We start from the raw sequence: 17,339 nt of genomic DNA, 5'->3' as shown, positions 1-17,339 counted from the left end.
AATCGATCCGACTCGAGATCCGAAAATACGAACTTGTATTTTTAATTTTATTCTCTTTAGCGGCTTTGTATCTATATGCAGGATTTCCTACCTGGTATTTGGATGGGGGAAGGGACCAAGGACAGTACGCGACATTCGGTATAGTGATCTCCAAGACCGGCGGTTTAAACTTAGAAGTGCCGGATACAAAACTGATCCGTGAGATATTTGAAGATTCGGTACTGGTGGATTATCCTTCAATTAATTCGACCTACATTAAAGGACTGTCAAATTCGGAGACTTATCGATCTCCCGGTTTTTATCACATGTTACCGGCATATTTAGCGATTGGTTATGATCTGTTCGAAATGGAGGGTTTGTTCAGGGTCAATTCTATTTTCGCATTTCTATCAATATTTTACTTATATTTAATATCCAGGAGAATGTTGAATTCCGTAGAATCATTTTTCGTTCTTTTCCTCTACGTATTCAATGTGGCTCAGTTATGGACGGTCAGGTCTACATTATCCGAAATACTTTCGCAATTTATAATATTCTTAGTTGGGTATTTGATTCAGTTATTTTTTAAGTACCGAAGCCCCCTTCCAATGCTATGGATCGGATTTATTTTGGGAATTAGTTCTTTTACACGGGTAGATTCTTGCATGTATGTCCCTGCGTTGGCATTATACTCTGGTTTCCTATTGCTCTTCTCTGAAAAAAACTTCAAGAATTCCCTTTATTTATTTTTTGCTTATTTATTTTCAGTTCTGTTGTCTATTCTCTATGGATCGATTTATTCTACAATTTATATGATTGGATTATGGGAACGAGGATTTTTAAGGCTTTCCATGATCGTTTGGATAGCTTCCTTGATTTTTGTTTTGGTTCTAGTGGCCCTAAAGGAAAAGAATAATGTCCTTATTGAATTTCGAAATTTTTATTCGAATAAAAAGAGAATTATCCGAATCGTTTTTTCGTTATTTCTCTTGTTTCTCGGATTTTTTGCTTTTTTTTTTCGCCCTTACCTTTTGTCAAATCTTCCGGAAGGAAAAAATGCTACATATTTAACAAATAATTCCCTATCGATCTTCTTCTGGTATGTACCTATATGGTTATTTGTTTTTGTAATATTTACATTTGATCATTTTATTTTTAAGAGAAAAAATATAGCCTCCTGCTTTGTCTTTTTTATCGGTTCTTTTTTGTTGATCTTGTATTTAATTGCACCTAGTATTAGCCCGGATCATTTTTGGGCTACTCGACGGTGGGTATTGTTTCCTATTCCGTTTGCCATACTTGGATCAATCTTAGGAATTCGATCGATTTTAAATAAAATTAGAAAACAACGGAAGATCGTTGTCTTCCTCATTTTAGCCTTATCAGGATTGATTTATACGATTTGGAGATCCAAATTAATTTTGTTCCATTCGATGCTTTTCGGCTATCCAGAAGGATACCAAAAGTTTGTCGATTCCAGCCCAAATGAAAAGGCAATTTATTTTTCGACCAAGCGTGAAATTGGAAGCCCGCTTCGATATATATATGGGAAAAATATATTTCTAATTAGGAATATGAACGAATTTATAAATAGAGTTCCAAAACTCTTATCGACGGGATTTCAGGTTTTTATTATCCAGAACGGGAAATTTTCGGGAGCGAGTTCGAACTTAAAATTTTCATATATTACGGATCTCTCTCTTACGGGCAAGTTCCCAATCGAGTCGGTTTATAGGTTCCCCGAATTTCTATATAAGAGAAACCTAAATTTTCAAGTTTTTCAAGTTATGCGATCCGAAACCCCTGTCGAGTTAGAGCCGATAGATATTACTTTTAATCCATCGCATGATGGCTTTCTGTCGGCCATAGGGAAGATGGAGGAAGACGGGAGTATTTCAGCTGCTCGTCACCAAGGTTCGCTCGTTTATGGTCCTTATCTTACCCTCCCGAAAGGGAAATATATGGTCGAATTTATTGGCCATGATCTAAGGAGAGCGGAATTTGATGTGGTTTACAAAAAAGGAAGTTATGCTCTATGTCCAAGGCAAACGGGAGATTCGGAATATTCTAAAATTCTAAACTTTCAAATTGTCACTTCTGTAATAGACGATATAGAGTTCAGGGTCTTCGTGGGAGGAAGATCAAAGGTTCAAATTCAGAAAATCCGTTTAAAGAGAATCTTATAATGTTTTATTAAAATTCCCTTTTTTTCGCCATACGTGCAAGTTGACTTGGGGATCTTTAATGCGTATATAAGCAGAGTTTGAATCGAAAAAATTCTTCATATCGGCTGGAGAAGTAGTTTGTAATAGCGGTTCTGTTTTTTTATCGGCAAGAATAACTAATTCCGGTAAAAAATATCCCGATTTAACTGCATCCCAATCTTTAAATGGTAAACGAAGATCTTTCCCACAATAAAGATACGGTGCATAATAAAATGAAACAAAAGAACTTTTAGGGCATTGGTCCCGTATTTCTCGAAGAGTTAAAACTTTTACTTTATTTGAGTCCCAAGAATCTAATTCTTCGATCAGTCGCGGAACATTTGGACCGCGTGTTAAGTAATTTCCAGGCCAGAATGTTATAGTCATCGACACCAGGATCAAGCTGAGAGTTGGAAATCCGTAGGAAAAGGTCCAAATTATTTTTGATATATCAATTCTGTAATTTTCGAGTTTCCTTAAACTTGTTAAAAGTCTCGGAAAAAATTTAGATTCCAAAAGAATACTAATTATTTTTTTCAAATTACTCAAAGAGTTTGGAAGCGAGATGTATAATAAAATTATACTAGGTAAACCGTAATAGAAAGAAAGATAGGCTCGATCAAGGGTGACAGAGCTCATCCATAAGATAGAAACTCCCCAGCCAGGCAGCGATCTCCAGCCGGACAGCCAAGGAAGTCCTAATACGCTAAGAAGTAGATATTTTCCTTGGCCGGACCATAATAGTTTTATATATTTATACGGATTGTAAACCAAATCGTTCAAATATTCGGATTGGGTCTTTCCCCATCGATTTGAAAATGAATTAACTTGATTGGGAAATATATATATTGTTCCGAATTTTATTACAATCAAGAAATATAATAAAGATGCACTAATGCAGATTAATATAAACTTTAAACGAGATCTTCTTAAAAGAATAATGGAGGCTCCAATTGAATAAATCCATCCATCTTCTTTCGTTATTAGAATGCCGATTAGAAATAAGATAGATAATTCAAATTTTTCTTTAATAACAAAATAAAAAAATAAAGGAATGAACAATAGATAAAATACTTCGTAATGAGGGTATAAATGAGTATGGATCACATACGGATTTACTAAAAAGGCAATACTTACCCCAAAGGAACTTACTCGATCTTCACTAAAGTATAGGAATATTGCGTAGATTACACAAATGCCTGTACTGATTACTATAATTTGGATAAGCAGCCATAATTCCAGAAATGGATAAAATTGAAATATGGGGGAAAGTAGAATAAATAAAGGAGAAAAATGATCGGCTAGAAATGAAATATCGTAATCATAAGACCTAAAATTTCCTATATCAGCGGGCGAAGCTAAAGTATACAGAATTGTTCCTGAATCATGCCATTCATAAGATAGATTAAAATATTGTAATGAGGAAATAGAGCTAAGCAGAAGTAGGCTGATTGTAAATAGAGCAAATATATCCTTCTTGAATTTCATATATGGTGGTCTGCTTTGATTATAACTATAGTGAATTTTTACTGAATGTGGTCAGGGGGTCAAACAATTTGGAGGGATTAAATCATGGCTTGACTTGAAGTTAGTTTACTTTAATTTGGGCGGCAAATTGGAAAACCAAATTGTTGCCCAAAATAACGTTTTTTGCTTTATTCTTCCTTTTCGTTTTTTTACTCACTCCTCTGCTGCATTTCCGAAGAGAACGCGGAAATTGGATTTCCTATTTTATTTCTTTGATTATTGGAATCTTATTATGCGGTATTATTATCGTCTTCTTAATTCCCTTCGATTCTTATTCATTAATTTCTCTAGTTACTATTTTGCTACTTCTCGACTTGGCTTTGTTTTTAATATGGAGGTTCAGATATATATCGTTATCTAATGAATTGAGAGTGATATCTTTTTCTCCTGTGTCCGCATTTGTTCCTGCCTCAATCGCTTTGTTTGCAGCTATTCTTTATATTCCTTTCGGAACGGAATATTTGGACGGTTTTCGGGACCCTGGTGTTTATATGGTCACCGCAAGTCATATCTCAAGATATGGAGGAATAAATTTTGACGATTGGATGCTAAATCTGTTAAATGAAATCCTCAGAGACTCCCTGATTATTGGATACCCAGGAATATTTTCCGAGCATGAACTAGGATTGTCGGATTCATTTTCAGCTCTATCAGTTCAATCTTACTTTTTGTTCCCTGCAATCCTTGCTCTCGGTTACGACTTGTTTGGATTTTCCGCCTTTTTTACGTTAAATGCTATATTCGGTGTGATAAATTCCATACTTATTTTTTTGATCAGTAGGAGAATTTGCGGAATTTTCTGGGCTTATCTGATTACGTTAGCTTTGATTCTAAATCCTGCACAACTCTGGAACGTTAGAATCACTGTATCTGAACTATTAGGGCAGACGATAATTTTAGTAACATTATATTTATATCAAACATATAGTTTTAAAAGGAAGGCTTTGGTTTTCTTTGGTATAGGAGCGATGTTGGGGCTCTCCGGATTCAATAGAGTCGATAGCTTGTTATATATACCGGCAATGGTACTATTTCAGATTTCTCTTCGCTTCATAAGCGGGCGAAGGTACGCCCAAAGGAAATTTTTGTTTTTTGGATTTCTATTTGTTACTTTTTTAAGTGTGTTTTACGCGATTTTCCAATCAACCGCATATTTAATAGTACATTGGCAAAAGGGGCATTTGAAATATATTTCCTATTTTAGTCTCTTTTCTATTTTTTTCTGGTTTTTGTTTGAGATATTCACATATTCGAAAACATGGAAAAGGTTAAATAGTAATTCAAAATCGATAATTCGAAAATACAGATCAAAGTTTACGGTTATTTTTTCTTCGATATTTTTTGTAACTGGATTACTTGCGTATTTTGTTCGGCCGGAATTAGGTTCGGGTTTAAATTTATCGGGAAATAGTGAATATTTGGCTTCACATTCTTTAGTAATATTTAGTTGGTATGTGCCGATCGTTCTTTTGTTCTTATTTCCATTCGGTTTTGCAAAACTCCTTTTCGAAAGAAGTTTTGTTTATAACAATTTATTGTTATGTCTGGGGATAGCACTTTTTGTAGGATATTTAATTAATCCTAGTATCGCACCGGACCATTTTTGGGCGACTCGCAGATGGGTATTATTTTCGATTCCTTTTGCGATCGTTGTTTCTTCCCTGGCTCTAAAATTTATTGGGAATAGAAATACATGGCTGAGTTTTGTTTTTAAATTCGGAATAGGCTCCGTCGCCATTTATCAGATTTTTGTGAAATTGATTCTATTTTATGACGTTAAGATGTTATCAGGTTATCTTTCCGGTTATATCGAAGCATCCAAAAAGATGCCTTCCGAAAATGCCATTTATTTTACCATGGATAAGCGAATTGCATCCCCATTGAGCTATATATTTGATAGGAAAACCTACTTAATTTCCGATGTGGATATGTTTTTAGAAAGAGTCGATAGGGTGGAAAGTTTAGGGAGTAGAGTTTATCTTATCTCTCAGGATCCTTATCCAATGACTAAGTATTCGGAAAAGTTAAAATTTCATTCTTATTTGAATTTAAATGGACTATATCCGATCGAAAATATAGAGACATTTCCGGACGTGTTGTACAGTAAAAGTCATAATTTTTATCTATATCAATATACAAATAACATCGCTTTGGATGACACCGGTTCTCCGAAAAAACTTTTCTGGACACCTTACGGTTCTGGAGTATATACCAGACAAGGTTCTTTTACGAGTGATGGAACGTTGGTTGCAGGTAAAAAATCTGGTTATTTGATGTATGGGCCCTATTTAAACTTAATCGAGGGGAATTATATACTCACAATAAAAGGCCGGAATCTGGATCGCGCTAAATTCGATATAACTTATAACGACGGAAAGTTTCAGATACCTGCTCTTGAAACTACTGCCGACGGTAATGTTTACTCTTCAAATTTCAAAATACCAAGAGAAGGATCAAAGAGAATCGAGTTTCGGATTTTCGTCACGAAGAATTCTCAAGCGGCCGTCCTTTCGATCGAATTAAGTAAGTTTTAGATCAAAGTATAATATAAATGTAATTTAGTTATATAAAGAGACTTAGAACTCGACTAGTCATTCTTGCATCAATAAGTATTTCTGTGTTCATAAGAAGTACAGTCGTTTGAGAAGATCCATCCGTTATGGGATGTGTTCTATTTTTCCTGCGTTATCCCATTTGAGACAAAAAATTCCAGAAGATCTTTCCGTTAGTTCCACTTTCGCTTAGAACTGCTTATTTTCTCGACGTTTCTATAATTTTTTTTAAGTTTCACGCAAAAAATTAGACAAAAATGGGAACTTTTTTGAAACGTCCATTCAAACGTCCAAGTTCTGTTTTGATTCAGCGGCGAATCTGGCAAAACTGTGAGTAAAAATTTGAACTCAGTCAAAAAAGTCGAGTCATGTCGAAAAATTTGTCCGGGATGTTTTGTATTTTGGATTTGGTTCTCTTGAGTGATGGGAAACCGGAGGTTCGTTCGATGTTCGATTTGGTCGTTAGGATTGTTGTTAGGAAAGTTCTTTTAACTACGGTTGTGTTTTCCGTTGCGGGATGTTTAAGCGATTGGGGTTTTGGCGGTGGAGATGTGGATTTGAAAAAAGCCACATGGCTCGTTGCAGAGAAGGTCCCATTAGTGGTGGATAAGGGTGGAGTTCCTGTCGGTAGCGGTGGGACTGTTACACCTGTAAGTAATTTATTCAATCAACCACTTGGTGCGAAAATCCCTGTTTCTGCTTTTAGTGGTGCTATTGATTCTACAGGAACAACGATTGTAAACGATTTTGACGGTGACGGTATACTAAACTCGAACGAGACCACGACAAATGTTTGGGTAGCAGACTATCCAGAAATTAACGCAAAAGTTGCCCCGCCAGTTACAATGAAAATTGAGATTTTGAATGAAACGTCTGGCGAAGTAACTGATGTAGTAAGCGAGATTCATGCGGATGATATCGAGAATACGAAGAATGTTGGAACGGAAAAAATTCACCAAAAAGAAATCAATTTAAGAACGGTTCAATTCCAGGATTCTTTCTCCATATCAGGAGGGGTTAGTACTTCCAGTGGATTTAATATTGGAGGATCACCGGCTCAGGCTGCCACCTCCGGCGCCGGGTTGAATTATGGACAAACGAATTCTAATAGTTGGCAAGGAGCGCTTGGCCAAACAGTGACCAAATGGGCCACTCGTCCTTTTAAAAATAATATAGATCGAGATGCTTCTAGTTTAAAATCAGATTCTACTGGCAAAAATTCCAGAAATTACAGAACGGATAAGAGGCAGAAAACTTCTACGTCTACCACTATTAAGCCGAATGCTGGTTATGTGCGAGCTGCATTATATATTACGAATGAATCCGTAAATATGCCCGTTAAATTAACGAATATTCTTTGCTCATTGATGTTTGAGAATGCAGCCGGCGATTTAATTCCTGTTGAAAGTTTTCGACTGAGGAATGACGATTTTAGTCTCTTTGAAGTTTCCGTTTATGGGGGATCGGAATTTGGTCCTTATGTGGTAGAATTGACGGGCTTAAATCGAGTTGAAATTGAACAAGCAATCACTGCAGGATACAATCCGAAAATATTCATTGTAGATTATGAAATGTCGCATGTTCCGAATTCAAACTACGCTTCTAGTTTATTGAATTTTACCGGTTCTAACTTGAAAATAATCGAGGAAAATGCCAAAAGTAGGACAGCCCTTATAAAGATCTTTGGCCAGGGAATTCGGGAGATGTATCGAATTGCGGCCTTTGAAGCTACAGGAGGATCTTCCGACCCTTGTGCAACTTCGAATATCAATTATTTATCACCAGGGATCACTTTCGAAAATGCAACGAAACGTTTAAATTGTGCTCAGCCGGTAAACGGTTCAAATATGGAGATCATCTTCGACAATTACGTTTTAGACTTCTCCGAGATAGCTCCGAAGTTAGGTGACTCAAAAGTATTTATTCGGACTATCAAGTCTGTAGCGGGTAGGGTTTCGACTGTTCCATGCGAGTATTCTACTAAAATCGGTTCGGATGGTCAGCAAAGGACTGCATGTATACAAAAACCACTCAGTCAATGGTCTGATGCCGAAAAGGCTAATGCTGGGATATGGGTAGTATTTTCGAAAGGGAAATATTATGATCCAACTGCTTATGTAAAGAACGGTAGTAATAAAATTATTTTCGATCCTGCGGACCCACTTGGTGCAGTCGTATTACAAGGAGCAAATTCGAAAATATGGGCAGGGGATTACTTTGATATCGTATATTACTCCATTGCAGATTATCTTGCGCAAATGGAAGCATTCGGAAAAAACCCTCTAGAAAATGGAGAAGTCTTTAGTATTAATACCAAATGGGATAAGGAAATTTTAGGGAATAATCCTTATGACCCAGATATAAATTCAATCTATCTAGGAGAAGCCTCCTTCGGTGAAAGAATTGAGCTTGCAATTTCATTGAAAAAAACTCAGTTCTTGAATCCATCTTTCGGATCTCCTGCGCTTTCAGGAAATTTTCAATATTTTACAGATTTTGGATATAATCGGACAGTATCTACAAAACGTTTTTCTATGGAAGAGGCGGTGGATTTCGAGATAAGTTTTGGGTTTTCCGGACTAAGAACTGATTGGTTCCATGTAGTAAAAGATTTAACTCCCGGGAATGCTGAAAAAATACAAGATTGCGGAAGTTACCCGGATTACCAAAACCAAGTTTTTGTGAGATGTATACAATTACCTTCCGCTCATCCTTTGTACGATATCAGTAAGACTCCATTAAAGGTTTTCTTGCGTCCCGCATATAATACTGCATATAGAAATACTGTTTGGCCTTTGCCTTACCAGAATGTCCGCAAACTGAGAGCTAAGTTAGCCGTTCAAGCTAAGGTAGGTGATGTTAATCTTAAGATAGACAGTCTTTACGGGAATATCCAGCAAGGAGATACTATATATTTAGCTGGTGATAGTAATGGTTACGTCGTAAGTTTACCGCCATCAACTCCGGATGCTAACAATATTGTGACTATCACAATTTCAAGTGCCATTGGAAAAGCAGCGGATAGAACAACTGAAGTTTATGTTCCAGGAACGCTTACTTCGTCGGAAATCCGATTAGCGATGGATAATAATTTTATATCGGATTGGAATGCTCAATACGCTGCAACCCCTACTTCATATACGACCAACCAATTTGTGCCTCTCGTTACTAGCAGTACGATCACTTGTTCTGGAGCGAATCTTTTTCATCCATATGGATGTTTAGGTTTCCCTGTAGATTTTAATGTAATTAATTGGATGGGCAGTTACAATAAAGGTGCAATTAGCTGGAACTCATGGTCAGATGGTGGTTATTTTTTAAGCTTTCTGGCCTCGGGATTGCCAAGCCTTGCGACGAGCACATCTCGCTTATTTAGATTTGAGACTATTTCTTCCGATGGTGTGTTTTATGATCCGGGTTCGGCAGTTACATTGGCAAATCCTGTTACTTTGAGTGAGGGCAGTAATGGGGTCATGATCTGGAAACAAGGAACGCTTATAAAAGCTCGTTTCTTTGATGTATCGACTGGCGTTCTATCTACCACTCCTGGGGATATAACAGTAAATACCCAGCCAATTGGCGAAGATTTTGTAGCAAAAGTGCAGAATGGTAAGGTGGTCGTTGCCTGGGAAAATGGAGCGCAAGTGTATGTTCGCTTTTTGGATATGAATACCAAAGCATTAATTGGAACAGAAAGTCTGGTTGCAACTCGCAGTTACATGATTGTTTCCATCAACGATTTAAGTTTGGACGTGGCCATGGGCGATAATAGAACTTTGATTGTTTGGAATGAAAACGTAGCTTGCAATGATTGTGGTACTCATAATTTCCGCGGCCGGTTATATCAAAATAGTGATGGGACTAGTTTAAACTCTGTATCCACTCTCTATACTATTTCAGCTGGAAGCGGTTCGACAGGAAGAATGACTGTGGCAGCTGATGCTACTGGGGATTCTGCTGTTATTGCTTCTGTGACTGGAGGTCACGCGATAGGCCTTAAATTTCACACAATGACGTATCAGCTTAGTACGGCTACAAAAGGATCTGTTACAAGTGTGGATACTTACTCTGTTTGGGCTGATCGGAAGATTACTGTTAAAGTGGCGAATGGTAGCGCACTGATTGTTTATGGCTATTTAGATAAGTTATTTGCTAGGGGGGTGAATGCTATTACTGGTACCTTGACTTCTATTATTCCTCTCTCAACAGGAGCAACTTTGTCAAATTTTAAAGTGACTGCTTCGGGTGATGTTGCGTTGGTTTCGTATGTTGCAGGAAATCGTATTAAACTAAATCGACTGTCCTTCGTGTCAGGTGCCCTCACTTCACCAAACGCATTATTCTTGGATACTTCCGCGACTGCAACATCGAAATCTGTCGGTTATACTGCGGTAAGCGGAAATAGCGCAATTTCAGTCTGGGAACATGGAGAGGGTTCCATCAAGACAATTCGAGGAAGAATTATTGATTTTTCGAATTTTACTGCTATGGGTAGCGGTGAATTTTTCTTGAGTACGACAAACCAAGGTAATCAGACAGGATCGACTATTCAAATAATGAATAACGTGGCATTAGCAGTCTGGTTATCTCAAGATGCAGACAGAGCCCGATTCCGATCCTTCTTGTTTGATCTAACGAATCCCGGTTCTATCCAATACGGTCTGAACAATTTCTTTGTAGCTCCGCTCATTGAAAGAGATTATACGGTCAAAGGTAAAATCCTTTTCTAGTCTAACAAATTTGAAATGAGAGGAGTTCTTTTTTAAATAAAGAACTCCTCCATTTTAATCAATGATAACCGAACGAAGGATTAATCCGGTCATGCAATCTCAGGGACTTTTGTATAAAGATAGAGAATTTGAACGTAAATGTTCTAAATCTTTTGCAATCAGTTTTTTTGAGATTAGAAAAAAACAAAAAAAGAAAATTAGAATACTATTACTTTCTTCATTCTTTTTTCTTACTTCCTGTTTCGGCAGTGGGGGAAATCCTTTTTCTCAGTTATTTGGTCTATTCGGAGGTTTTCCTCAAGGGATATCACTTCCTTCTCCAGGGTCAGCGCCTGCGCCGGAAGGAAGTGATCTTTTTTCTATTTCAACAAACTATAGCCAAGCAATTGACGATCCAGCGACAAAAGCAGATGCATTATCTGGCGCTGCATTTATAGCCCCTCCAGAACCAAACCATTTCGGTGCAGTTTCTTTGAACTATCCAATTCAAGTCCCACTCGGTAGAGCTGGGATTCAGCCGACACTTGCGTTATCCTATTCTTCCACAGGAGGAGACGGTTGGACCGGGATTGGCTGGAATATAGGACTTGGGGCAATTACGAGAACCCCGGAATTTGGAGCCTTGTTTTACGATGCCAGAGATACATTTACTTGGAATGGAAAAAGATTAATTAAAGTTTCGGGTTCTGCTTCTAATGAAAACGGAATTTATAGACCGGAGATCACTGAAGAAGATTTCGCATTATTAAAATTAACGAATATAGAAACTGGTGGAACCTGGGAAGTTTTGGACTCTTCGGGAACCAAAACTATTTATGGAGATACTTCTTATAAACGGATCTACGATCCAAGTCAAATTTCTAAAACATATAGTTGGTATCTTTCTAAAATGGAAGATCGAAACGGCAATTATATGGAAGTGGTTTATGATACTTCACAATACTCGGAAAAACGAAATTTATATATCCAAGAAATAAAATATACCGGGAATAGCAGGAGTGGAGTCCCCGCAAAACAGTATGTTCGTTTTATTACAAAGAATAGAGGAGATTCTTATGTTAGTAAAGCTCCCGGTTTTACCATGGTTATGGATCGGCTATTAGATAAGATTGAAGTAGGTTGGACCGGCGGTAAGCTTTGGACCTATTCTCTTGTATATGATACGTCCTTCGATTCTGGCAGACCAATTCTTAAAACAGTAGAATCGGATCGTCATACGACTAAGCCTGAATTTAAATATAGTTCTACCTCAAGGGTATTAGTTTGGCAAAATATTGCAAACCAAGCTTCCAGCGAGCCGGAACTTCTTCCTGAATCCACGCAGTATTTTGAAGGAGATTTTAATGGGGATGCGATTTCAGATATCGTATTCTTTAATCCTCAAACAGGAAATTGGAAAGCAGCGGAAGGAAGAAAAGAAGGCGGATATAATTTTAAAACCTACGCAAATCGTTATAAAAACTATGATGGTCCTTCTAAGATCCGCTTTTTCAAAGGAAATGTAAGCGGAGACTTTAATGGAGACGGAAGATCCGATATCGCTTTCTATCTTCCTGAAACAAGAGATCTTATCGTAGCAGAACATAACGGACAAGTATTCCAATTTCGTAATTATGGACGATTGATGAGCGGAATCCCGGATATATTTCGCATGGAATGGTTCCCTGGCGATTATGACGGAAACGGATTATCGGATTCTCTACTCTTCGACGAACCTACAGGTCTTTGGACCTTAATGTTAAATAAGGGTGGAAGTTTCGAATTCTTAAAGATAGGCAAAAAATTTCAAAATGTCTTTAGAGGGGATTATTCTCCAAATGGAAATTTAGATAGCGCAAATACGAATGATACGAGTTCGGAAGGAAAGGATAGAAGTAAGGTTAAACTCTTAATCGGAGATTATAATTCCGATGGATTGACTGATATTTCTCTCTATGATGCTAGAACCGGAAAATGGATTGTTGGGGAAAATCTAAGAAATCCAGATAAAGCGGATCCAATCTATTTTAAAACCAATTGGGTTCTTTACAAAACATTTACTGCCCCGGAACAAACTTTATTCTCTAATGATGAGTTTAGTGGGGATTTTAACGGAGATGGAACTTCCGACTTCTTATTATTCGATCGTTCTTCCGGGGAATGGGTATTAGGAGCGACTCAAAATCAAACCATTAATTTTAAGGTTTGGTCAAAAGTTCCACAATTCAAGACAATCACTCGTTGGTTACAAGGTGACTTTAACGGGGATGGTCGAACTGATATAGGTTTTTTCTCTGCGAGTGATGGGAAATTTTGGATTGGAGAAGCTACATCAGAAGGTTTCCGCTATAGAATTTATAGTGATATGAGCTATGGCCCGGATCAGGGAAGAGTTATGCAAACTCCTCTTCCTTTGGAAGAAGTTAAGTTAACTCAAGGTTTTGGTGTCTTCTCCGCTGCTTCAGAAAACAAAACAATTTTATTGGATTACCAATATGATGGAAACTCTAACCCAGGAAAGGGAGAGATCCCATATGCAGGATGTTTTACTCAGAATGATTGCTCTTCTTCTCTGGAACTTTTGTTATATGATCGAAAAACGGGAGTTTTTGATTTTAAGAAGGGTTCTACATATACGGAAGCAGTTCTTACCGGCTTTAATCCGGAAACTAATGGAATAGTAGCTATCAATAATGGAAAGCCCGATCGTTATACCGTAAATTCAAGAGATGAAGTTTTATTTTTCGGAGATTTCGGAACTACTAGTAAGTTTTTTGTAGTAACTCATGATAGTGGAACTGCATTTAAAAGAACAGATTTTGCAAGTGTTGCAGATTCTCAAGTTGTTAATTTTGATATCAATTCCAGCGGGTACGCAATCGATAATTTCGATTCAACAAGTGCTAAATCTTTATTAGTTTTAAATGATCAAACAAGTAATCCTTCCCAAAGGTTTTTCCTAACAGGGCCTAGTGGGACATCGACTAAGTATTTATCTGTAGCTACAACCCCCGATTTATCCGACGCATATTTTCCGAATCTTTTCCAAATAGCGGGAGATTCTCCGAATAGGAGTAACCGAAATAATTTTAGTATCTTTTCGGGAGATTTTATCGGGAGCGGAAAGGCTCAGATCTTAATTGTAGATCGTAGAAATACGACTCATAAATGGTATTTGGGAACCATCGGGACTTCTTCCATTTCATTTAAACTTATACCTGGAACTGTAAATCTTCCTGTCACTTTAGCAGTTTATAATAAAATAAACTCTGCCGGAATTCCATATACCCTATATCCGGAAACAGTCGGAAATTCTATAGTTTTCGAAGATCCAAGCGATATATCTACTATCATATTTTCCAAGGTAAAGATTACTTCTACTTATTCATTTACTCGAACGACGTATAGTCCCGGACTCGTTGGATTTTCTAATCTATTTGATCATCGAGGAAATCCAATTGTGATTTCCGATGGAGAAAATAAGATATTTGATCTTTCTCAAAATAAAATCGTTTCCGTTGCTTCTCCTGTTTTCAATTTGTCTCTGACTCGCCCCGATCTAATCAGCAAAGTATATCCATTTGATTGGATCCAAGGGGATTATAATGGAGACGGGCTTACGGATATAGGTATTATACATCTCAAAGAACCAAGTTGGTATTTTGCGATGTCGACCGGAAGTGTTCCTGATGTAGTGGAAGAGATCAAGAACGGGATCGGTGGAACTTATACTTTAGAATACGATAATTCTACAAAGTTTGATAATAATGGCGGGGATAATATTCCAGATCTGTCCATTAATTACAGAGTTTGTACTAAAATCACTTTAGATGACGGACTTGGGAATAAAATTCCAAAAGAGTATTCTTACAAAAATGGAGTGTCATTCTCTGCATTTATCAATGGCAAAAAAGAAACAGATGCTTTCGGATTTACCGAATTCACAGTAACGGATGCGACCCATTCTAGAACAGTTCATTCTTATTTTAGCCAACCTTATTCTAATTTTATGCACAATCGCGCTTTAGGTGGGGCAGAAAAGGAAGTTCATATCATAGGTTCTGATAATCAAGATTACGGCTTCTCTAAAAAAACTTACGAAATCCAACAGATTGAAACCGTTGCGGGCAAGATCAGCTACTTAGCTCGCTTAAGTAAGACTCAGAATTATATCAATGGAACGCCTACTACAACATCTGAAAGTTCTGTAATTTTTAACGGATATAATTTAACGAAAAAGACGGATGTACATACAGATCATTATGCTGATTCCGCCCATGTTTCTCAGACATTCACTTCTGTAACCGATTTTGAAACGGATTCTACGACGAACCAAACTAGGCCTAAGAAAGCCGTTTCTTTATCCGGTTCTTCTCATGAAACCACAAGTAATCTTACTTATGATTCCCAAGGGAATCTGATCCGTAATTCGGTAACATATACTGGAAGCGGACTTCCGGCTGTCCCAGCAAGTATCGTAGAATATGAATATGATATTTATGGAAATAGAACCGAAGAAAGAAATGTAAGCGCAAGTCCGGCCCGTGGGACATCCTATGCGTACGATGATCAGCTTCACCAATTCATAAAGGAAAAAACCAGTTTTGGCGGTTCTATTCAACTTAAGACTAGATACACAACAAATTATGGAAAAGCATTCGGGTCTGCAGATGATTCGACGGATCCAAATGGAAACAAAGCTTACTTCGACTACGATGATTATGGAAGACTAGTCGAATCTAGCGCAGATACGGATTCAGGGATTAAAACTTTAGCTACTTATTCTTATTCCGCTGATTTTCCTTTAAGTGCCAAGACTGTCTTTCCTTCCGGCAATGGAGATCCCGATTTTGCGAACAGGTCTTACAAAGACGGAATGGGACGTGTTGTTCAGACAGTAAAAACAGCATCCAACGGACAGTATGTTCACTCCGGAAAGATTGCCTATAATGGGAATGGACAGGTTTCTCGCATGGGACAACCGGATTGGGCAAATGCAAGTGAGTTAGAAACGTTTACTGTAGTTACACAAGAAAAAAATCCTACTTATTTTGAATATGATGCGATCGGCAGGACTAAAAAGGCAATTTTGCCTGTCGCACAGGGTGAAACAGAGGCTACTACTTTAACCAACATCTATAACGATCCATTTGAAACCGTGGAAACTCATAGTGGGGGAACAAGTAAAAGAACAATAAAAGACGGAAGAGGCCAGGTTCTTTACATTGAAGATTTTGGCTCAGATGGAACTCAAGCAAAGATCGGTTTCTGTTTTGACCTTGCAGGAAAGTTGATTAAAAAATCAGATTTGAATGATGGGGGCGCATTGTCCTGCGATACAAGCGGAATCAGTGCAAAGGACACTTCCGGAAAAAACCAAGCGTATTGGTTATATGATGCTTTCGGAAGACTGAAAAAAAACAGCGATCCCGATTTCGGTGTAAGCACAGCGACTTATAATGCATTTGGAGACACTACCCAAGCTATCGATGCAAGAGGAATAACTACTAGTTTCACATATGATTCTCTGGGAAGAATGATCACAAAAGATATTCCAGAAGGAACCGTCCATTTTGATTATGATGCCGGCTTTGGAAGTGAAAATGCTCTGGGTAAATTGGTAAGAGTGGAAGATTCTGCCCAGGTCAAAACTTTCAGCTATGATAAGCTAGGACGTACTAAAAAAGAAACGAGAAATATTAAAAACCTAACGATAGCTATGGCAGACGGACCCTATATTACGGATTATAAATATGATCTATTAGGCAGAGTCACCTCCATAGATTATCCGGAACATCCAGTAAGCCACACAAGGATGAAGGCTTGTTATACTTATGGAACTGCGGGTTATATCACAGGGATTTCGGTCCAAGTGAATACAAATGGAATTCTCCCCGGATCCTGTAGCAAAACTATTGTTGAGAACATTACCTATAACGAATTCGGGCAAACTTTAGGATTCGGACTCGGAAACGGGGTCCAAACAAATTATACCTATGATGTTAAACAGAGACTCGTTCGGATCAACTCCGTAGGTGATGTGGATGGGACCACAAAAACCTTACAAGATGCAGTGTATGCATTCAATAGCCAAAATAATATTACAGGTATTACAAACAATTCTTCCGAATATACAACTGCATATAATTACAGCTACGACGGCCTAAATAGGCTTGTCGCTGCAGATGGACAATACCAAGAATCTGCAGACAATTATACGAAAACTTTCCGCCAAAGTTTTGCTTATGCGAAGAATGGAAACCTTCTCGCGAAGCGTAATCATAACTTTAACGATAATACCCTTATAGACGAGTGGAATTACCAATATTCCAACCACCAAGTCACCCATATAGATTCCACACAAAGTG

The 17,339-nt window shown here is 37.7% G+C and carries 5 protein-coding genes; 4 read left to right on the top strand and 1 reads right to left on the bottom strand.

Annotation, left to right across the window (positions count from 1 at the left end; translation table 11 throughout):
- Positions 1–608 precede the first annotated feature (608 nt).
- Positions 609–2,165, top strand: coding sequence for a hypothetical protein (locus tag LEP1GSC192_RS19830; protein WP_157186923.1), 1,557 nt, complete (start codon positions 609–611; stop codon positions 2,163–2,165).
- On the opposite strand, the gene LEP1GSC192_RS15740 is transcribed toward LEP1GSC192_RS19830, so the two are convergent.
- Entirely contained in the window at positions 2,160–3,671 is a 1,512-nt protein-coding gene (locus LEP1GSC192_RS15740; protein ID WP_020771016.1) for a DUF2079 domain-containing protein, read from the bottom strand. The two genes, LEP1GSC192_RS19830 and LEP1GSC192_RS15740, sit on opposite strands and share 6 nt — an antisense overlap.
- A 1,457-nt stretch (positions 3,672–5,128) precedes the next feature.
- Here LEP1GSC192_RS15740 and LEP1GSC192_RS19825 point away from each other — a divergent pair.
- From LEP1GSC192_RS19825 to LEP1GSC192_RS15725, 3 genes are all read left to right on the top strand, one after another.
- The gene (locus LEP1GSC192_RS19825) at positions 5,129–6,244 is read left to right on the top strand and encodes a hypothetical protein (RefSeq protein ID WP_157186922.1); all 1,116 of its coding nucleotides are present in this window, start codon (positions 5,129–5,131) and stop codon (positions 6,242–6,244) included.
- A gap of 464 nt (positions 6,245–6,708) precedes the next feature.
- Positions 6,709–10,992: an LIC12048 family lipoprotein gene (locus LEP1GSC192_RS15730; protein WP_020770995.1), complete on the top strand. Its 4,284-nt coding sequence runs from the start codon at positions 6,709–6,711 to the stop codon at positions 10,990–10,992.
- Positions 10,993–11,053: 61 nt separating this feature from the next.
- Positions 11,054–17,339: SpvB/TcaC N-terminal domain-containing protein (locus LEP1GSC192_RS15725; protein ID WP_369750235.1), on the top strand; the 6,286-nt coding region annotated here is incomplete at its 3' end.

Source organism: Leptospira sp. B5-022 (assembly GCF_000347035.1).
Classification (GTDB): Bacteria; Spirochaetota; Leptospiria; order Leptospirales; family Leptospiraceae; genus Leptospira_B; species Leptospira_B cinconiae.
This window is presented reverse-complemented; position numbering and strand designations above follow the sequence as displayed.